At 60.5% G+C, this 20112-nt stretch carries 15 protein-coding genes and 1 tRNA gene; 1 reads left to right on the forward strand and 15 read right to left on the reverse strand.

What is annotated here, in order from left to right:
- Nucleotides 1–5 precede the first annotated feature (5 nt).
- The 12 genes from moeB to ileS all read right to left on the reverse strand — a co-directional run bounded on the left by moeB (nucleotide 6) and on the right by ileS (nucleotide 16918).
- On the reverse strand, nucleotides 6–1124 hold the full coding sequence (gene moeB, locus QS713_RS07630; protein ID WP_313274126.1) for a molybdopterin-synthase adenylyltransferase MoeB: 1119 nt from the start codon (nucleotides 1122–1124) through the stop codon (nucleotides 6–8).
- Between the two features lie 10 nt (nucleotides 1125–1134).
- Nucleotides 1135–2223 carry an amidohydrolase family protein gene (locus QS713_RS07635; protein WP_313274129.1) on the reverse strand — a complete coding sequence of 363 codons (1089 nt, stop codon included), beginning with the start codon at nucleotides 2221–2223 and terminating at the stop codon, nucleotides 1135–1137.
- Nucleotides 2224–2225: 2 nt separating this feature from the next.
- Nucleotides 2226–3800, reverse strand: a complete 1575-nt coding sequence (ffh, locus tag QS713_RS07640; protein WP_313274131.1) for a signal recognition particle protein — start codon at nucleotides 3798–3800, stop codon at nucleotides 2226–2228.
- Between the two features lie 59 nt (nucleotides 3801–3859).
- A complete protein-coding gene (gene ftsY / locus QS713_RS07645; protein WP_313274133.1) occupies nucleotides 3860–5041 on the reverse strand; it encodes a signal recognition particle-docking protein FtsY in 1182 nt (393 codons plus the stop codon).
- A 90-nt stretch (nucleotides 5042–5131) separates the two neighbouring features.
- The gene (locus QS713_RS07650; protein ID WP_313274136.1) at nucleotides 5132–5449 is read right to left on the reverse strand and encodes a hypothetical protein; all 318 of its coding nucleotides are present in this window, start codon (nucleotides 5447–5449) and stop codon (nucleotides 5132–5134) included.
- 111 nt (nucleotides 5450–5560) lie between these two features.
- Nucleotides 5561–9193: an AAA family ATPase gene (locus tag QS713_RS07655; protein ID WP_313274139.1), complete on the reverse strand. Its 3633-nt coding sequence runs from the start codon at nucleotides 9191–9193 to the stop codon at nucleotides 5561–5563.
- A gap of 53 nt (nucleotides 9194–9246) precedes the next feature.
- A complete protein-coding gene (ndk, locus tag QS713_RS07660; RefSeq protein ID WP_313274141.1) occupies nucleotides 9247–9714 on the reverse strand; it encodes a nucleoside-diphosphate kinase in 468 nt (155 codons plus the stop codon).
- A 19-nt stretch (nucleotides 9715–9733) separates the two neighbouring features.
- Nucleotides 9734–10435: a dihydroxyacetone kinase phosphoryl donor subunit DhaM gene (gene dhaM / locus QS713_RS07665; RefSeq protein WP_313274143.1), complete on the reverse strand. Its 702-nt coding sequence runs from the start codon at nucleotides 10433–10435 to the stop codon at nucleotides 9734–9736.
- A complete protein-coding gene (dhaL, locus tag QS713_RS07670) occupies nucleotides 10428–11057 on the reverse strand; it encodes a dihydroxyacetone kinase subunit DhaL (RefSeq protein ID WP_313274145.1) in 630 nt (209 codons plus the stop codon). The genes dhaM and dhaL overlap by 8 nt, the downstream gene beginning before the upstream one ends.
- Nucleotides 11058–12059: a dihydroxyacetone kinase subunit DhaK gene (gene dhaK / locus QS713_RS07675; protein WP_313274147.1), complete on the reverse strand. Its 1002-nt coding sequence runs from the start codon at nucleotides 12057–12059 to the stop codon at nucleotides 11058–11060.
- A 105-nt stretch (nucleotides 12060–12164) separates the two neighbouring features.
- Nucleotides 12165–13673: a bifunctional folylpolyglutamate synthase/dihydrofolate synthase gene (locus tag QS713_RS07680; protein WP_313274150.1), complete on the reverse strand. Its 1509-nt coding sequence runs from the start codon at nucleotides 13671–13673 to the stop codon at nucleotides 12165–12167.
- Complete coding sequence (ileS, locus tag QS713_RS07685) at nucleotides 13670–16918, reverse strand: isoleucine--tRNA ligase (protein ID WP_313274152.1); 3249 nt, start codon at nucleotides 16916–16918, stop codon at nucleotides 13670–13672. The genes QS713_RS07680 and ileS overlap by 4 nt, the downstream gene beginning before the upstream one ends.
- 549 nt (nucleotides 16919–17467) lie before the next feature.
- Between ileS and QS713_RS07690 the strand changes: the two genes are divergently transcribed.
- Nucleotides 17468–17857, forward strand: coding sequence for a hotdog fold thioesterase (locus tag QS713_RS07690; RefSeq protein WP_313274154.1), 390 nt, complete (start codon nucleotides 17468–17470; stop codon nucleotides 17855–17857).
- Between the two features lie 80 nt (nucleotides 17858–17937).
- Here QS713_RS07690 and QS713_RS07695 read toward each other — a convergent pair whose 3' ends face one another.
- From QS713_RS07695 to QS713_RS07705, 3 genes are all read right to left on the reverse strand, one after another.
- Complete coding sequence (locus QS713_RS07695; RefSeq protein ID WP_313274155.1) at nucleotides 17938–18849, reverse strand: cytochrome b/b6 domain-containing protein; 912 nt, start codon at nucleotides 18847–18849, stop codon at nucleotides 17938–17940.
- Between the two features lie 99 nt (nucleotides 18850–18948).
- Nucleotides 18949–19021 (reverse strand) — tRNA-His (locus tag QS713_RS07700).
- 125 nt (nucleotides 19022–19146) lie between these two features.
- Nucleotides 19147–20058, reverse strand: coding sequence for an ATP-grasp domain-containing protein (locus tag QS713_RS07705; protein WP_313274158.1), 912 nt, complete (start codon nucleotides 20056–20058; stop codon nucleotides 19147–19149).
- Nucleotides 20059–20112: the final 54 nt, after the last annotated feature.

Consider the following 20112-nt stretch of genomic DNA (forward strand, 5'->3'; position numbering starts at 1 on the left):
CCAGACTACTTCTCGGTCTGCTCCCACTGCTGCATACCACCCGTGACGTTCACGAAGTGCGCGTTTGGGTGGGTGCCTTTTACCAGCTCGATAGCCCGCGCGGACCGGCCACCCGAGCGGCAGTAAACGTAAGTGGGCCGGCCGGGTTTTAAATCCGGTATGTGCGGCTGCTCCATCAGCTGGCTCAGTGGCACCAGCTGCGCGCCCGGAATGTGCCCCATCTTCCATTCCCATTCTTCACGCACATCCACGAGGTTCATTGGCTCACCCGCGCGGATAAGCTCGCGCAGCTGAACTGCGGACACCTCACCGTCTCGCGGCGCAAAGCCACAGGCATTTCCCACCTCATCTACCACATCTGCTCCCACGCTAGTTACCGGTACTCGGCTGGGATCTGGCCGAACCGGGATTTTTTCGAACTTCACACTCAACGCGTCATACGTCAATAACTGCCCAATCAGCGGCTGGCCAATGTGGGCGAGCACTTTAATCGCTTCCGTTGCCATGAGGGAACCGATCACGCCCGGCAGCACCCCCAGCACTCCCGCTTCCGCGCAAGACGGCACCTCACCGGGCGCTGGTGGGCTCGGGTAAAGATCGCGATACAACGGGCCCTTCCCGGGCCAAAACACACTGAGTTGCCCAAAGAACCGCAAGATCGCCCCCCATACAACGGGGATACCCAAGATCTCCGCAGCGTCCGCAACCACGTACCGGGTGGTGAAGTTATCCGTCCCATCCAAAATCACGTCCGCCCCACCCAGTACCTCAAGCGCATTAGTGCTGGTGAGACGCTCGTTCACGAGGGTTAACGCGATTTCTGGGTTTAGCCCGCGCAGCACCTGGGCCGCGGACTGCGTTTTCGCCATCCCCAAGTTAGCTTCCGAGTGGATCACTTGGCGCTGCAAGTTGGTGCGGTCCACCACGTCGTCATCCACCAGGGTTATCTGCCCAACCCCAGCGGCCGCTAAATACGGCAGCGCGGCCGACCCCAGGCCTCCGGCACCCACCACGGTTACGCGCGCGTTCAACAACTTCTCTTGCGCCGCCGGCCCGAACCCGCGCAACCCCAGGTGTCGTTGCAACCGGTCAACCTGGGCCGCGTTCAACTGCGAAATCTTCAACTCTACTCACCTACCCCTCGTAAACCACGCGGTGGGGACTCGCCAGCACCGACAAGTCCTCGCGCGGATCGCGATCATAAACCACGGCGTGCGCGGCCTCACCGTCAGAAAGGGAAGGGAACCCCAAGAAATCCCGTGCCTGCCAAGTAACCCGATCAAGAATCTGCGCGTTCGTAAGCCCCATGCGGGTGAACGCCATGATTTCCTTGGCGATCGAACCGTGGGGTTGGAACGAACCAGAATCCGTGCCCGGCAACAACGTGAGCCCCGACTCGGCGAAATCGCGCAATGTCTGCGAGTAATCCGAATACAGGCCGAGCATGTCATCGCGGTAGACCGGGTACTTAGTGCCCGCGCTGCTTGCGAACGAGGGAAACAAGTCCACTTGAATAATCGTGGGGGTGACCGCGATCCCAAGCTGGGCGGCCTCCCGCATCTGGCTCAAAGTCATTCCCGTGCCGTGCTCAATGCAATCCACCCGCGCTTCCAGCAAACTCTCAATCGTCGCGCGGGCAAACGTGTGCACCGTAACCCGGGCCCCCGCCTCGTGGGCAGCCTGGACACCATCTTTCAAAGCCTCGGTGGAAAACAAGGGTTGCAGGGTTGAATCCGCCCCATCGGCGCGATCGATCCAATCGCCCACCAGTTTTATCCACCCGTCACTGCGGCGCGCCTGATACGCCATCTGCTGCGGCAAGTCTGCGTCGCGCTCTACCTCTACCGCCAACCCGCGGATATACCGCTTGTACTTCGCAATGTGCTGGCCGCAGTGCAGTAAACGCACGCCGTCTGGCTGCTCATTTACCGCGCGGTTATCGAACGGCAACCCGCAATCGCGCACTAGCAGCACCCCGCTGTTGTGGGCCACGCGCGCCTGCTGGGCAAGCAAATCCGCATCCTGGCGCGGCCCCGACTTGTCAATCCCAATGTGGCAGTGCGCATCCACCAGGCCGGGAAGCATCCACCCTTCCAGGTCCGCACTCGTTTGCGTGCGGGGAACGCGGCGCACAGTTCCCCCTTCTATCCTGAGGTCAATATCTTCGACCCAACGGGCGGGTTCCCCTTTTTCTCGCCACAGGGCGGCGCCGCGAAACAGCAAAGTTAGAACCCTCCCAGCATGCGTTTCAAATCGTCAGGCAGATCATCCATCGTCTGTTTCGGTTCCGGTTCACTAATGCCGAACGAGCTGCCCTTCTTATGTTCTGGAATCATCTTCGACAGCTCCTGCTTACGCCGCTTCGCGGGGTTACCCGACACGCCTGAACGCGACTTCCGCCGCTTCTTCTTCGGCTGGCGGCCCTTCGACTTCTTGCCCGACCCAGGTAGTTTGCCCATGCCAGGCATACCCCCCATCCCGGGCATCCCCGGCATACCGCCGCCGCTGCCCATGGAACGCATCATTTCGCGCGCGCCCTCAAAGCGTTTCACTAGGGAGTTAACTTCCGTAACCGTCGTGCCCGACCCTGCTGCGATCCGCGAGCGGCGCGAACCGTTCAGAATCTTCACATTCGCGCGTTCAGCCGGCGTCATAGACCGCACAATCGCTTCAATGCGGTTAACCTCGCGTTCATCGAAGTTCTCTAACTGTTCGCGGAACTGGCCGGCGCCCGGCATCATGCCCAGCAGCTTCTTCATGGACCCGAGCTTGCGGATCTGCTGCAACTGGTTCAAGAAGTCATCGAGCGTCAGCCCGCCAGACATGGCTTTGCGCGCCATGTCCTCCGCATCCTGCGAATCGATTTTCCGTTCAGCTTGCTCAATTAAAGTGAGCACGTCCCCCATGTCGAGGATCCGACCCGCCATCCGGTCGGGGTGGAACCGTTCGAAATCTTCCAACCCCTCACCGGTGGATGCAAACAGGATCGGCTGGCCCGTGACCCCGCGCACGGACAAAGCTGCACCACCACGCGCGTCACCATCCAGCTTCGACAAGACCACACCGGTAAAGCCCACGCCGTCGCGGAACTCCGTTGCGGTATTCACCGCGTCTTGACCAATCATGGCGTCGAGCACGAATAATACCTCGTGAGGTTCAATCGCCTCACGAATATTCCGCGCCTGCGTCATCAGTTCTTCATCAACCCCCAGGCGCCCGGCAGTATCTACCACCACGAGGTCGTACCCGTTTTCTACAGCGTGGTTAACTCCCGAACGCGCGACCTGCACAGGGTCCCCAACTCCGTTACCAGGTTCGGGTGCCCACACGTCCACGCCGGCGCGCTTACCCACAACTTCCAGCTGGGTGACCGCGTTGGGACGCTGCAAGTCGGCTGCTACCAGGAGGACTCGCTTGCCTTCCTCCCGCATCCAGTGGCCGAGTTTACCCGCTAACGTGGTTTTACCCGCACCCTGCAAACCCGCGAGCATGAACACTGTCGGACCCCGGTTTGCGAAGTGCAGTTCCCGAGTCTGCCCACCCAGAACACGCACCAGTTCGTCGTGAACTATGCGCACCACCTGCTGGCCAGGGTTAAGCCCCTGGGTGACAACGGCGCCCGCCGCTTTCTCGCGAACGTTAGCGATGAACTCGCGCACAACCGGCAGGGCCACGTCTGCATCCAGCAGGGCCCGGCGGATATCAGCCGACACTTCCTGAATGTCAGATTCACTAATGATGCCCTTGCCCCGCAGTTTGCGGAATGAGTTGGAAAGGCGGTCAGACAGATTATTAAACACGTTGCGTACCCTTATTTACCTTCGGAGCTTACTTCGTCTACTTTAACCGATACTTCACGCTACCCGATGATGGCGTCGACAAAGTCTTCGGCATTAAAGGGCGCGAGGTCGTCCGCGCCCTCCCCCAGGCCCACGAGTTTAACCGGCACCCCGAGGGCACGTTGGACCGCGACCACGATACCGCCTTTAGCGGACCCGTCTAGTTTTGTCAGCACCACGCCCGTGACGTCCACTACCTGCGAGAATACTTCCGCCTGGCGCAGCCCATTTTGCCCAGTCGTAGCATCAAGCACCAGCAGGACCTCGGAAACGGGTGCTTGCTTTTCCATTACCCGCTTCACTTTCCCAAGTTCATCCATGAGGGTGGATTTGTTCTGTAAGCGACCCGCCGTGTCTACGAGCACGACATCCACGTCTTCACTGTGCCCCTGTTTGACCGCATCGAAGGCCACGGAAGCCGGGTCTGCGCCCTCAACTTCGGAACGCACGGTGCTGACCCCAACGCGTTCGCCCCACGTGGCGAGCTGTTCGGCGGCAGCCGCCCGGAAGGTATCCGCGGCCCCTAGCAACGCTGTTTTCCCTTCCGCCACAAGCAGTCGCGCCAGTTTACCCACCGTAGTGGTCTTCCCAGTTCCGTTTACTCCCACCATGAGGAGCACAGCTGGGTGCGCGCCCTGCTCATCGCTCGTGCGTTCCAGGTTCAGACTCCGATCCAAAGTGGGATCCACGATTTTAAGCAGTTCCTGCCGCAGCACCTGTTTCGCCACGGCCGCGTCGGCACTACCCCGCACCTTCAATTGCTGACGCACACTGTCGAGCACCTCTTGGGTCGCATCCAACCCCAAATCCGCCATCAGCAGGGTTTCTTCGAACTCTTCCCAGTCCGCCTCAGAAAGGTCAGCGCGAGAAAGGATTGACAGTAGTGACTGCCCCATCTTGCCTGACCCCGCCAAGCGTGAACGCAGCCGCTGCATCCGCCCCGCCACCGGTTCCGGTTCCACAACCTGCGGCTTTGCCGGTTCGTGCGCCTGCGGCGTGCTGGGCTTCGCTTCGGCCTGCGTTTCAGGTTGTTCCGCCGCGGCTTTGCCCGCTTGTTCCTCCGGCTGCCGCGGTTCCAACTGCGACTGGTCCGGTGCGGGTGGAAGGGAATCATGGCGACGTTTAACCCAGTAGAGACCGGCGCCAATTACGACGACAGCGGCAATCCCCAGGATCACATACAGAAGCACTAAACTATTCATGCTTTCCATCTTCGCTTATTTTCAGCGCTGGGAAAAGCCCAGGGGAAAACTTCTTGCTCTGCACGTTACCCGCATTCACCCACGGGTGGGTTAGTCGTCTTCTTCTTCCCCCAGTTGAGGTGCCTGCAACTCGTCCGCCGACAAATACCCAGACCCCGACGTGGAATCGCGTTCCATAACCGTAAAAATGGACTCTGTTTGCGGCTCAACCAAAATGGGTTTTTGAGGCGCCGCGCCCCTCTTCTCATCCGGTTTCTGCTGCGGCTTCAAATACGTGCGCGCGCCCTTCAACTCGTCTTGCCACGACGCCATAGGTCGGCGCGTAGTCATCAATACCGCCAGCACAATCAGGGCGATCACGACGATAGCTAACGTCGTGATGATCACAAAAAACGCGGTAGAAAGCACCCTCTAATAATCAGTATTTCCCCAGCAAATATCAACTAGAACCGCCTCTTGTTGCCAGTTTGTGACCATTCTCTAGACCGGGTGCGCAGCCGCAACCACGTCGCGGTCCGTTCAGTTTTCATCTGCTTGCGCCTGCGGGGTCTGCGCCAACTTCTGCGACACCACCTGAGTCACCCCATCGCGCATAGTCACCCCGTACAGCGCATCCGCAATCCGCATCGTCCGCTTCTGGTGGGTAATAATGATCAGCTGTGAATCCTCCTGCAACTGCTTAAAAATAGTGATCAAACGCGACAGGTTAACGTCATCGAGAGCCGCTTCAACCTCATCCATAACGTAGAACGGGGAAGGCCGGGCCTTAAAAATCGCAACTAGCAGCGCCACCGCCGCAAGCGAACGCTCCCCACCCGACAGCAAGGAGAGGCGGGTAATCTTCTTCCCCGCCGGCCGGGCAGAAATCTCAATCCCAGTTTGCAGCATGTCCTCAGGATCCGTGAGCGCCAAGTGGCCCGCGCCGCCCGGAAATAAGGTGGCGAACACGTGCTCAAACGCTTCCGCCGTGTCGTGGAACGCCAACGCAAACGCCTCCTGCACCTGGGCGTCCACCTCGTCTACAATCCCAAGCAGGTCGTTCTTCGACTCCAACAAGTCGCGCAGCTGGTCGGTTAAAAACTGGTGCCGCTGCTCGAGCGCGCGATGCTCCTCAAGAGCCAACGGATTCACATTCCCCAGGCGTTTCAGCTCTTTTTGCGCCCGCCCCAGCCGCTGCTGCTGTTCCTCACGGTCATATGGATAGGGTTCAGGTGCCTCAACTGGAACAGCCGGCCCGTACTGCGCCAACAGGGCCTGCGGCTCCAGCCCTAATTCGGCTTGGGCACGCTCCACCACCCGTTCATAGTTGAGCACCAGCTCTTGCTTGGCAATCTCGTCGCGATGCGCCTCGTCCGTGAGTGCAATCAGCTCTGCCCGCCGCGCATCCACCTGTTTGCGCAACGCATCCGCCCGATCGCTAAATTCACTCCGCGCGGATTCCGCTTGCTTCAACGCCTCCCCCGCCTGGTTCAACGCCGCATCCGCAGCCTGCAGCGGGCCTTGCAGCCGCTCCACGATACTCACCAGCGCTGTGTGGCGCCGCGTCCGCCGCTGCTCCTGCCGCTCGTACGCATGTACCTGTTCGCGCGCACGAGCCAGCTGCGTGCGTAAAGAGCGCGCCCGATCTCGCGCCCGTTTCGACTGCTCCTCCAACGTACGCGCGTCGAGGCGCACCTGGGTTTCATTAGCGCGTGCCTGCTTAGCCTGCGTTTCACACCGCTGGGCACGCTCTAACGCCTCCGCCGGATCCGCCCCCTCAGGCACATCCTGCGCCTGCCGCTGCCGAACCTGCGCCGCCTCCAGGCGCTGTACCGCATCGCGCGCGCGTTTACGAGCGGTTTCTAACGACTCTCCCAGACGCTGTTGCTCCGCCTGGGCCGCGCGCAATGCCGACAGGACCCGCGCTCTGCGCTCCGACTGCTGCGCCTTCTTCGCATCCGCCGCACGCACCGCCTGCAAACTCTGATGCGCAGCTTTAACCGCCGCATCGTAGTGCTCACGCGCCCCCTGCAGTTCCTCACGCACTTCCGCCAGCTGCGCTTGCGCACTCTCGGTTTGCTTGCGCGCCACCTCGTACTCCGCGCGCCGCTCCAGAACCGACGCGTGCACTCGCCCAGCGGTCCACACCGCGTAACGCGTCAGCACATCCCCCGCGCGCGTCGCCACTGCACGCACCCCCGGGGTTCGCACCGCAGCCACCGCCGCGGGCAGATCCTCCACCAGCAGGCAGTCAGCCAGCACCTCCCGGCTCACACCCGCCACTTCCGCACTGGCTTCCACCGCGCTCAACGCAGCCACAGCGCCCTCGGGCCCGGTCCCCTCAACACCACGCTCCTCGGGCCCGGTCCCCTCTAGACCACGCTCCTCGGGCCCGCTCGCCTCTAAACCATGCTGCGCCGGCCCACTACCCGCCGCCTCCGAGCTGGCTTCTACCGGATCCAACGCGCGCTCGCCCCCGACGCCCGGCCCCACTGGTTCAGCACTGGCGATCACCACGCGGCGGGCCCCTTCCCCACTCAGCGACGTAACCACATCCAAATCATCGACCACAACCGCGTCAGAAAACGGAGTTAGCAGCGCCGCAACCGCGTTCTCCCACCCAGGGGCCACCCGCACGAACTGCGACAGCGTCCCGCGGGCACGCGAATCCTCAAGCAGTAGCGCAGTCTCATCATCTGGCGCTAGTCCGCGCTGCAGCGTGTCGCGCCGCGCCCGCCACGTCGCCGCACTCGCCTGCGCGTCGCGCTCAGTAGCGAGCAGCTCATCCACCACTTCCCGCGCCCGATCCCGCGCTTCGGTGGCTTTCTCATGTTCACGCGCAGGGCCGGATTCCTCCTCGGGAGCCACGGTTCCCAGTTCCTCCACCGCAGCTCTAGCGCGGGTGGTGCGCTCGCGGGCTCCCGCGACCGATTCCTCCATGCGTTCCACATCCGCTTGCGCGCTATGCACCCCCTGCTGGGCGGTCTGCACGTCCCCCACTAGGCGCGCAACTCGTTCTCGGTGCTGCGCGCGTTCGGACTCGAGGCGCCGTGCCAACCGCTGTGCCTGCGCCGCCGCTTCCTCCGCGGCCTCCCGGTCTTTACGGGCCTGGTCTAAACGAGTGGCGCTGGCTTCCAACTGTTTCAGTAGCTCACTGTCCTCAGAGTTCGCGCGCTCACTGCGTTCTTGCAGTTCCACCAGGTCCACCGCGGGCCTAGCCGGCGCGTGCGCGGCCTGCTGAACCCGTTCTTTCGCTACCGAATCCAAGGTTCCCAGCGCCGCGTTAACCGCGTTTAAATCCTGCCAAATAACAGTGAGTTCTTGCGCCCTCGGGGCCCCTTTGCGCGCCTGCTCTTCCGCCTCGGCCAGCTGCTGCTTGAGCGCCCCCATGCGCTCTTCCATTTCAGCGCGGCGCTTAGCCACGCCTTCCCCCTGCGCATTCGCCACTTCGAGGCGCTCCGTGAGGTCTTGCAGTTCATCCGCCAACAGACGGGCTTGCGCATCACGAATCTCGGCCTGCACCTGCGCCGCTTTCCGCGCTGCTTTCGCCTGCCGCGCAAGGGGCCGCAACTGCCGAGCGAGCTCATTCGCCAGGTCCCGAACCCGATGCAGGTTCGCCTCCATTGAATCCAGTTTTTTTAGCGCCCGTTCTTTACGCCGGCGGTGTTTCAGCACCCCCGCGGCTTCCTCAATGAAACCGCGCAACTCCATTGGGCCCGCGGACAAGATCGCATCTAACTGCCCCTGACCAACAATCACGTGCATTTGCCGGCCCATCCCCGTATCCGACAAAAGCTCTTGAATGTCCAGCAGGCGGCACGGATTATTGTTAATGGAATACTCGGAACCGCCACCGCGAAACAGGGTGCGGGAAATCGTCACTTCCGTGTAGTCGATCGGTAAGGCCCCGTCGCTGTTATCAATCGTGAGGGACACTTGCGCTCGCCCCAGTGGCGCGCGGCCCGAAGTTCCCGCGAAAATAACGTCGGCCATCTGCCCACCCCGCAGGGTTTTAGCGCCCTGCTCTCCCATTACCCACGCGAGGGCGTCCACCACGTTTGATTTGCCAGACCCGTTGGGCCCCACCACGCACGTTATGCCGGGTTCGAGGTTCAGGGTGGTAGCGGATGCGAACGATTTAAATCCGCGCAGAGTCAGGGTCTTAAGGTGCACAGTTGCTTATTATACGGGCCCGCTGCCAAGCGGCGGCGGACCCGAGGGGAGAACTATTTCTTCTCGTCTTCAAACACGAGCTCTGGGAACCACAGGGAGATTTCCCGGTCCGCTGATTCAATTGAATCAGAACCGTGTACCACGTTCTCAATCTGCCCGGTTCCCCAGTCGCGCGCCAAGTCACCGCGGATCGTTCCCGGCTGCGCCACCGTGGGGTTCGTGGCGCCCATCATGTGTCGGAACCCTTCAATCACGCGGTCACCTTCCACGACCACGGCAACCAGGGGGCCAGACTGCATGTAGGCCACGAGGTCTTTGAAGAAATGTTTTTCACGGTGCTCGACGTAGTGGCGTTCGAGCAGTTCCGTGGATGCTTTCTTAATTTTCAGCCCTTTGAGCACGTATCCTTTGCGTTCAATCCGGCGCAGTACCTCACCGGTCAAGCCGCGTTTGAACCCATCTGGTTTGATGAGTACCAGCGTGTGTTCTTTCTCTGGGTCCAGCAGGTCTGGAGTAGGCATATTGTTCCTTTCTACGCGATTATTGCGCATCCTTTTGGGTTTCGTTAATCGTGTTGACCACGTTGTCTAACGCTTCTTCCGCTTGTGGTCCGCGGGCCACGACGGTTACCGTGTCGCCATCTTTTAGGCCCAATCCCATTACTGATAGTACCGAATCAGCTTCTACCTCGTTGATTGTCACTACCGCATCGTAGTTCGCCGCAACCCGCGCGATTTTAGCGGCCGGTCGGGCATGCAGACCAGCTGGGTCGTGGATGGTTGCTTGCGCGGTCACGGCCTGTGCGTTTGCGTAGTCTTCTTCCGATTCCGCTTGAGGTTCAGGCTCGCTCGGTGCTCCCCACTGCTGCGCGGCTTGGCGGGCCGCTTGCGCAACGGTGGATGCGTCGCCGCCACCTTGAGCTGCAACGGCTGCGGCTACAGCTCCTTCAACGAAAGGGGCATCCGCAAACACTACGGGTTCGTCCTCTAGGAACTCCAGTACGGATTCGGCGGTGAGGGTAGCTGACCCCAGGTCAGTTAGCACCACCACGGATCCGGCTTCGAGCATTTCGCTGAGGGTGTCGTCGACTTTGTCATAAGACGTTCCCAACCGACCGTCCGCTGTACCGGCAGCGGTTTTTATAGTCACGTTTGGTGCCATTTGCGCCGCGAGCGCAGCGAGACCGTTGGCGAGCTGTTCGCTGTGCGACACCAGCAGCAGCGCCGCCCGGGTCTCACTCATCTACCGCTCCTAGAGCAGCCTGGAAAATCAGTGCGGTAGAAACCGCCCCCGGATCCAGGTGTCCAACGGAGCGTTCCCCCAGGTAGGAAGCCCGGCCTTTGCGGGCCCGCATGGGTTTAGTCGCCTCCGCTCCGGCGTGCGCACCGGCCGCAGCCGCTTCCAGCACTGCGCTTGGCTCAGCACCATCCGCAACGGCTTCGCGGGTGGCCTGCGCGGCCTGCGCTAACGCGTCTACCATTGTTTTTTCGCCGGGCGCTGCTTTGCCCCGCGCCTGCACGCCGTCGAGCATGGCTTCCACGAGCGCGTTCACGTCCGCCGCTTCAAGGGCTGGCGCATTCGCAACCTTAGCGGCCCGCAAAAAAGCGGTGCCGTACAGGGGGCCGGCTGCCCCACCGACGGTAGACATGAGGGTTTTCGCAGTCAGTTTTAGCGCATTCGCAATCGAATCGGGTTCGTTTTCTTCTAGGCGTTTACGCAGTGCCGTGAACCCGCGGTCCATGTTTTCACCGTGGTCGCCATCGCCAATCGCCCGATCCAGATCCACTAGTTCCTCACGGTTTTCACGCATCAACGCAGCGGTGTCATTCAACCACCGCACCGCCCAAGCGGTGTCTAAACTCATTTACATTCCCTTCCGGTACCCCGGTGTTAAAGCGGGCGCATCCACCAGTTCCAACATGCCCTCATCGACACGAAGCATGGTAACGGAACAACCCGGCATCTCCAGGCTCGTAACAAAGTTACCCACCAGCATGCGGACTGGTTCAACCCCATCATCATCCAGTAGCTGCCCGAGCTTGCGGTTCACTATGTACAGTTCCGACAGTGGCGTGCCCCCCATGCCGTTCACCAACGTTACCACCTTGTCGCCCGTCTTAAACGGCAGGTCCTCCCGCACCTTCTCGTACAGCTCCGCGACCAACACGTCTGCTTCCCGCATGGATGTGCGCCGATAACCGGGTTCCCCGTGAATCCCGATCCCGAGCTCCACTTCCCGCTCCCCCAAGTCAAAAGAGGGCTTACCCGCATGCGGAACCGTGCACGGCCCCAGCGCCAACCCCATGGACCGCATGTTGTCACACACGGCCTGCGCAACGGACTGCACCTGATCTAGATCGTCACCGCGTTCCGCAGCCGCCCCCGCGATCTTCTCCACCAAGAAGGTTCCCGCCACGCCGCGCCTGCCCGCGGTGTACAAAGAGTCTTCGACCGCCACGTCGTCCGCAACCACAACCGTGCGCACGTCCACGTCTTCCATTTGCGCCAGTTCCGCCGCGGTTTCAAAGTTCAGCACGTCGCCCGTGTAGTTCTTCACGATATGCAGCACGCCGGCACCGCGATCCACCTGCTGCGTCGCCGCAACAATCGGATCCGGAGTGGGGGACGTGAAAACCGGGCCGGGCACTGCCGCATCCAACATCCCGTATCCAACGTAGCCCGTGTGCAGGGGCTCGTGGCCAGACCCACCCCCGGAAACAAGCGCTACCTTCCCCTCGTCTTTGGCTTGCTTTCGGTACACGTACGCGGGATCGTACTCAACTTGCACCAGATCACCGTGCGCCAGAGCGAATCCTTCCAAGGACTCGCGAACCACCTCATGGACATCATTGACCAGTTTCTTCATTGTTCTCCTCGAACTACGCTCAATAAAGCAGATGGGACAAACGTGAATACAATCACGATTGTCCCATCATTACTTCCGTATTACCAGGGTTTAGTGCGCGTGCGTTTAAAGCCGCTGGTTTTGTTCTTTCATGAGGTCCCGAACGTGGCCCACGAGGACGACGGAGCCGAACACCACCACCCCGTTTGACGCCGCCGGATCGGTCGACGCGTCCGCTTGCTCAACCGCCTGGTCGATCGCATCCAGCAAAGAGTGCTGCACACTCACCCGGTCGGGTCCGAACACGTCCACCGCGACCTCGCCCAGGTCTTGCGCCGGCATCGCGCGGGGCGTGTCCATCCCGGTGATAACGATCGAATCTAGGATCGGTTCCATTTCGGACAGCACGGCCTCCACGTTCTTATCCGCCATCGCAGCGTAAACGCCGACCATGTGGGTGTAGTCAAACGACTCCCCAAGCGCGGTGGCGAGCGCGCGGGCTCCGTGCGGATTGTGCGCGGCGTCCACCACGATCGACGGGGAGGTGCGCACCACCTCCAACCGCCCCGGGGAGGTTGCGGATGCGAACCCTTCTTCCACGAGCGCGCCCTCGAGAGCGCGACCGCCGTTAAACGCTTCCATCGCCGCAAGAGCTAACGCCGCGTTCTGCGCCTGGTGGGCGCCCACGAGCGGGACGAACACGTCGGCATACACGGCTGCGGGAGTGCGCACAGTCAGCATTTGCCCACCGACTGCCAGGCGCCGCTGCGCAACCTCAAAGTCCCGGCCTTCAACCCGAAGTTGAGCATCTACCTCACGGGCACGCTGCTCCAAAATTTCCATAACTTCAGGTTCTTGGTGCGCAACAATGGCCACGCTCCCGGGTTTGACTATTCCCGCTTTCTCCGCCGCAATCTGGCGCAGTGTGGAACCAAGCCATTTCTCGTGGTCGTGTGCGATCGGGGCAATCACCGCCACTTCCGCGTCGAGCACGTTGGTGGCATCCCACGTGCCCCCCATGCCCACTTCCACGACGGCGGCGTCCACGGGGATATCCGCGAATCCCGCGAGCGCTATTACCGTGAGGATTTCAAAGAACGACATACGGGGCTTCCCCACCCGCTCGTTCGCCTCATCAACCATGTCGAGGTAGGGCGCAACGTCGTCGAACAGGGCGTTGAACTGCGCTTCCGTAACAGGTTCGTCGTTAATGCTGATGCGTTCGCACATGCTGTGCAAATGCGGGCTGGTGTAGCGCCCCACCTTCCTTCCCGTAGCCATCAGCAGTGCAGAGAGCATGCGCGCGGTTGAGGTTTTCCCATTTGTGCCCGTAATGTGCACGCTCCGGTACGTGGTTTGCGGATCCCCGAGGATTCCCAGGGCCATGCGCACGCGTTCTAACGACGGCTGTACCTTGTGCTCCGGGGCGCGCGCTAGAATCGCCTGCTCAATCGCCCGGTATCGCTCGTGGATTGCCACGCGCTCCTCGTTCCCGAGTTTGATTGCCTGCGGCGGCGTTTCCTGCTCCCCTTCAGGCAGCATGTGCAGCGACCCCAGCGCGGACCGCAGGTCGGTTGACACGTCACGGTCCATTATTTCGCTGAGCTTACGTTCCGTATCCAGATCCTCAGTCACGATCGTTTCGTCACCTCAATCTTCACTTCGTCCACACCACCGGTGATGTGCGTTTCGAGTGCGAGCACTTCGTGGGCAATCATGTCCGCATGCGTGCGGGCGGCGGCCACATGTTCGTCAGGTACCTGCAGCGTGAGGCTAATGCGGTCTGAAATATCCAAGCCCGCTTGTTTCCGCGCGTCTTGGATGGCGCGCACGAGGTCGCGGGCGTACCCTTCCGCTTTTAGTTCCTCATCCAGTTGCGTATCTAGGACCACGAATGAGCCCGATCCGAGCACTGTGGCCGACTGGCCTTCTTCCGCTTGCACGACGGTGGCGAGTTTAACTTGGTCTCCACTCAGCCGCACCGGTTCCCCTTCTACGAGCACGGTCGGGAAAACAACGCTGCCATCTTCCGCTTGCCACTGCCCTTGTTTTTGCGCTGCGAACAGTTTCGACGTGTAGCGCCGCACCGCGGGGTCGAATGCGCGCGGGTTCAGCGTGAGTTCTTGCCTGGTTTCTAATCCGGAGGTGTCCGGCGCGCTCAAGTACACGTTTTTCACGTTTACTTCTGAGGCAATGAGGTGCTTGTAAGCCTCCAGGTTTTGCGCCAGTGGGGATACTACCGTGAGGGACCGCAGTGGTTGGCGAACCCGGATCTGTTCGGCTTTGCGCAGGGAGTGGCCGCCGGACACGACGTCGCGCACCTCGTCCATGGTTTGCAGTAGTTCGTCGTTTGCCCACGCCTGCCCGATATGCGGGTAGTCCGTGAGGTGCACTGACTCACCGCCGGTGAGGCCCCTCCAGATTTCTTCTGTGACCAGTGGCAGTAGTGGTGCGGACACGCGCATGAGCACTTCCAGTGCCGTATACAGGGTGTCGAACGCGTCGTGGTCCTCATCCCAGAACCGTTGGCGCGACACGCGCACGTACCAGTTGGTCAGCAGGTCCAGGTGGGCGCGCACCAGTTCGCACGCTCCGGGAATATCGAACCGGTTTTGCGCCGCTTCCACCTCTATCGCTAGTTGCCTGGTGCGGGCAAGCAAGTACTGGTCCATGACGGGCAGGGCCTTCACCCGCGCCTCATCATTTGGAGCAATCGCGGTCGCTAGGTAGCCGCTTCCTTTCGCACACGTTTTCGCGTACAGCGCGAAGAAGTAGTAGGCGTTCCACATGGGCAGCACGATCTGGCGTACCGTGTCACGGATCCCCCGTTCTGTTACCACGAGGTTGCCGCCGTTCACCACGTTTGAGGACATGAGGAACCAGCGCATGGCATCGGACCCGTAGTCGTTGAACACACCGTTCACATCCGGGTAGTTGCGCAGTGACTTACTCATTTTCCGACCGTCGTCACCGAGGACGATGCCGTGGCTCAAGCAGTTGTTGAACGCGGGGCGGTCAAACAGTGCGGTAGCGAGCACGTGAAGCGTGTAGAACCACCCGCGGGTTTGCCCAATGTATTCAACAATGAAGTCACCCGGGTAGTGGTGCTCGAACCAGTCTTCGTTCTCAAACGGGTAGTGCACCTGTGCGAACGGCATGGACCCGGAGTCGAACCAGCAGTCCAACACGTCGGGGATCCGCCGCATCGTGGACTGCCCGGTTGGGTCATCCGGGTTCGGGCGAGTCAGGGAGTCAATGAAGGGGCGGTGGAGGTTATCTACCTTCACCCCGAAGTCGCGCTCCAGTTCCTCAAAAGACCCGTATACGTCAATGCGGGGGTAATCGGGATTATCCGACTTCCACACCGGGATTGGGCTTCCCCAGAACCGGTTGCGGGAAATCGACCAGTCCCGCGCTCCCTCAAGCCACTTGCCGAACTGGCCGTGCTTGATGTGCGCCGGAGACCAGTTGATCTGCTCGTTCAACTCCACCATGCGGTCGCGGAAAGCGGTTACTTTCACGAACCAAGAAGACACCGCCCGGTAGATCAGGGGTTTACGGCAGCGCCAGCAGTGCGGGTAGGAGTGGGCGAAAGACTGCTGGCGCACCAGGCGGGCACGCTCGCTGCGGGGAGTGCGGGCCACGGGCCCTTCGTCTTCTTCCCAACCGCGCCGCAGGTCCCGGGTGATTGGCTTGTTCGCGTCGAACACTTGCAGGCCTTCGTAATCGGGAACTTCGGCAGTGAACTTACCGGCCTCGTCAACGGGCACGACGGCGCGGATGTTGTTTTCCACGCACACGTTCATGTCGTCTTCACCGAAAGCGGGGGCGATGTGCACCAGCCCGGTGCCATCCTCCGTGGTGACGAAGTCCGCGGCGATCACGTGCCACGCGTTTTCACCAGGAGCTTCATCTTTGTCGCGGCCGACGAAGTAGTCGAAGATCGGAGTGTATGCGCGGCCCACCAATTCACTGCCCTTATATGTGGCAACTACCTGGGGGGCTTCGCCAAGTTCTGCCGCGTACCGGTCCACTAGTGCCTGGGCTAGCACCACTTTCTCCCCCACCAACTCACCTTCGGTGGGTGCAACTGTCACGTAGTCCGTATTCGGATCCACTGCGATCGCGAGGTTAGATGGGAGCGTCCACGGGGTGGTGGTCCAGATCAGGGCCAGCTCCCCGGTTTCCAAACGCATGCCGACGGTGAGCGTGTTGTCTTGCCGGTCCTGGTAGACGTCGTCATCCATTTTTAGTTCGTGGTTTGACAGCGGGGTTTCGTCGTTCCAACAGTATGGAAGCACCCGGTAGCCCTCATAAACAAGACCTTTATCCCACAGGGTTTTAAACGCCCAGATAACGGACTCCATGTAGGTGGGGTCGAGGGTTTTGTAGTCATTTTCGAAATCGACCCAGCGGGCTTGGCGGGTAACGTATTCTTCCCACTCGTCGGTGTAGCGCAACACGGAAGACCGGCATGCGTCGTTGAACGCGGCGATACCGATACCGCCTTCACCTTCAATCTGGGATTTGTCTTCTATCCCGAGGATCCGTTCGGCCTCCAGTTCCGCAGGGAGGCCGTGCGTGTCCCACCCGAACCGGCGTTCCACGTGCCGGCCCTGCATCGTTTGGTACCGGCCCACGATGTCTTTAACATAACCGGTTAGAAGGTGCCCGTAGTGAGGCAGGCCGTTAGCGAACGGGGGGCCGTCGTAGAAAACGAACTCGTTATCACCGTTCTTACCGGCCGGGCGTTGGGCAATGGACTTCTTGAACGTATCGTCCGATTTCCAGTACGCGAGGACGTCGCGTTCAACGTCTGGGAAAAATGGGGATGCTTCTACGTCACCACTGCGGTGCAAGGGGTAATTCTTCTCGCTCACGTTACCTGTCCTCGAGTCCTAATCGTCTGTTGTCGAGGACGTGGCCGACCACGGGGTCGGTTGCGCGGTACCACCTCGCTTGCCCTTCGCGCACACGTGTTTTCCGCACCACCCTCGTGGGGCGGTTGCCGGGTTCTACCAGTTACCGGGCTACGCCGGCTACTGGGATGCACCAGGAACCGGGCTGCGCCGGCTCCCGGGTTTAACGAGTGCTCGTGGGGCCGCTTGTTACCTGCTGTTTCGGGCTTACCCGCCCGGTTCTACTAGGCGTTAGCACGCGTTTCTTCCGGGTGGCTCGTCGGTGATATCCGCAGGCAGAACCACGTTTTGCAAGAACGCGAAGTTCGCGGGTTCTTCAAGCGGGCCGAGTCTATGCCGTTGCACGCCATTGTAACGAACCGGATTGTTAAACTAAACCCCGAATGCGGCTGCGGACTGTGTTTTTGCTTACGCATTTTCTGCCCCGCGTTTGGTACCCAGGTTAGACAAGACTTTGCACACGAGTGAGGCGATAGCCTACACGTAGGTTAATAGACGAAGGAGGAGCCCGTGGACGCAACGGTGATGGGCGCGTTAGCCCACAAAATGGGGATTGAACTAATCGAACTGTCTGCTGAGGGAGGTTACGCGACTATGCCCGTGGAAGGTAATACCCAGCCAATTGGTTTGCTGCACGGTGGTGCGTCTGCCGTTTTAGCTGAGCAGTTAGGTTCCCTCGTGGCCCGTGCAAATGCGCCTGAGGGAAAAACCGCGGTGGGGATTGAACTGAATGTTACCCACCACTCCTCGGCCCGTAGTGGGCGGGTGCATGCGCGCGCGCAAACGCTGAAGGCGGGCAGGTCCCTCGTGGCAACACAAATTCAGATTCGCGACGACGCAGACCGGCTGTGCGCTAGTGCGCGCCTGACCTGCATGCTGATTGACGCACCCGAGAACTAAGGCTTTTCTGGCCGCTCACCTTAAACGCACGTTTGCACCCCGGGGCTGCCTGGGCGCGAAATGCAACTCCCAAACCCCCGCTACCGGCGGGTGACGCGACCAAACAAAGTGGCGAAGGTTCGCATCAGCACGGGCTTTAACCCCCACGTGGCGAACGCGGTTAATGCCAGTACTACAACCGCCACCACCAGACCCCACAGGCTGTTGTCGTTACGGGCAGCGAACATGTGGTTGAGGTTTTGAATCAGCCCAGTGCTGGCCACCAGCACCAGGTGTACGACCACGAATAGGCCGTACGCGATCATGGTTGGAAAATGGATTGCGCGTGCCCACGGCATGGGGAATGCTTGGTTCCACTTTTTTGGCCACAGGGTGGACATTCGCCAGCCGGTGATTATCGCCAGTGGGGTCAAAATGAACACGACCGCAAAGTACGTCAGCATTTGCAACGCGTTGTACGCGATCCACCCGTTGTCGGCCGGCCAGTGGAACGAAAGGTATTGCAAGGCCACGGACGCGCTGTGGGCGAACACGTCCCAGCTGGTTGGAATCAGCCGGACCCAGCGTCCAGAAATAAACATGAGTACGACGTACACAAGTCCGCTAACCATCCACAGCACGTCCACCAGCACGTGCGTGAACTGCAGGACACTCACCTTTGGGGATTTGCGCGGCCATTTTGGTTTGAGGTACCCGGCGCCTCGGCGCGAAAACCTCACTTGCATACCGGTTTTCACGATGAGGGCCATGAAGAAGATATTCAGTGCGTGCAGCGCGCACACCCAGGCGGCGTTGCCCTCAAACTCGGCACCGGTAGCAACCCCGGGGTATTTAGACACGAAGTGCTGAACCGCGCTCGTGTTCCACGACAGGCACGCGGCAACCACCAATGCTAAAAGCGCGAGCGCAGCCCCTGCCCACGCATAGCGGTGGGACGCTATCGACTCGACCGCGGCCTTAACGATTGGTGACTTCACCGAGTTTTTTCGCACAGAATATCCCTTTTTAACAGTTTTTCGTTCGAGTGCATGCTATCGAAAAAGTAGGGGCAAGTGCATATAAAAAACCGGGGGCGAACCCCCGGTGAGCTGGGTGAGTGACGGGGCTCGAACCCGCGACATCCTGGACCACAACCAGGTGCTCTACCAGCTGAGCTACACCCACCATCACTACTTCTTGAGTGAAGCAGCAAGACCTTACTTTACCAGCACGCTCAGCTAAACCCAAAACCAATGAGCGTTAGGAAAATCACGCTCAGACTTGCAGGCGGCTGGCGTCAGAATCAGTTTTTACCAGTGCACTCGCTGTGCGATCGCGTCCGCGAAGTTGCGTTTGGCATCCGCCGAGGAGTCGAGGTACAGCTGCGCGTCCACCAGCCCGACTTCCATTATGCGGAACGACCCTTCTCCGTCGGGCACCACGTCCACTCGGTTGAATAAGAATTGGGTGTCGTGACCGATCTTGTCGCGCATAACTTCGTGCAGCACGTTGCGGATCTGTTCGCCCCAACGCCACTCTTCCGGCGTGGCTTCGCGCGCCCGGTTGCGGGTTTCATGCATGAGTTCGTCGGTCACGTGCGATGGGTGGAGCATCCCTTTTTTCTCGACCGCGTGTGAGACGAGCCCGTTGAAGAACACGAGAGAAATCTCCCCGTGTTCATCCACTGCGCTGAAGTAGCGCTGCAGCATCACCGAACGCCCCTCTGAGAGGAGTTCCATGGCGTGGAACACAGCGTTTGACCGGTCTTCGTTCACGATCGCGCTGTACCGACCGATGTCGCGTAAACCCGATGATACCGCGGGTTTCAAAACGAAGTCCTGCAGTGCCGGGAAACGCGAGTGGATCCTGTGCTTTGTTAGCTTCTGCTCTGGTTCCAACCACGTTGTTTCAATGATCGGTAGGCCCCGGTCCGCCAGTTCCCGCAGGTAGTGCTTATCCGAGTTCCACGTCAATACTTCGGACCGGTTTAAAATGCGTGGCACACTGCGGGCCCAGCTCAGGAATTCGTCGCGGCGTTTCGCGTAGTCCGACACGGACCGCACTACCACTACCCCCGCTTTTTCCCAGTCCATATCTGGGTCGTCCCAGAACTTGATTTGCGGGTCCATGTTCCGTTCGGCAAGTAGGTCGAGGATACCGGCTTCGTCTGAATACAGGTCCGGCATATCCCGGCTGGTTACAAGTGTTACGCGACGTTTCATAACTTCCACTATAGAGTACTTAGATTCTGTTTTACCGCAGGCCCACGGGACGGG

Origin of the sequence: Gleimia hominis (assembly GCF_032085515.1) — a bacterium.
GTDB classification, from domain to species: domain Bacteria; phylum Actinomycetota; class Actinomycetes; order Actinomycetales; family Actinomycetaceae; genus Gleimia; species Gleimia hominis.

Excerpts from the sequence above, each read along its gene's own strand:
- ftsY (WP_313274133.1), bottom strand. The coding sequence starts at position 5,041 with ATGAATAGTTTAGTGCTTCTGTATGTGATCCTGGGGATTGCCGCTGTC.
- QS713_RS07705 (WP_313274158.1), bottom strand. The coding sequence starts at position 20,058 with ATGAAACGTCGCGTAACACTTGTAACCAGCCGGGATATGCCGGACCTG.
- dhaL (WP_313274145.1), bottom strand. The coding sequence starts at position 11,057 with ATGAGTTTAGACACCGCTTGGGCGGTGCGGTGGTTGAATGACACCGCT.
- dhaM (WP_313274143.1), bottom strand. The coding sequence starts at position 10,435 with ATGAGTGAGACCCGGGCGGCGCTGCTGCTGGTGTCGCACAGCGAACAG.
- dhaK (WP_313274147.1), bottom strand. The coding sequence starts at position 12,059 with ATGAAGAAACTGGTCAATGATGTCCATGAGGTGGTTCGCGAGTCCTTG.
- ndk (WP_313274141.1), bottom strand. The coding sequence starts at position 9,714 with ATGCCTACTCCAGACCTGCTGGACCCAGAGAAAGAACACACGCTGGTA.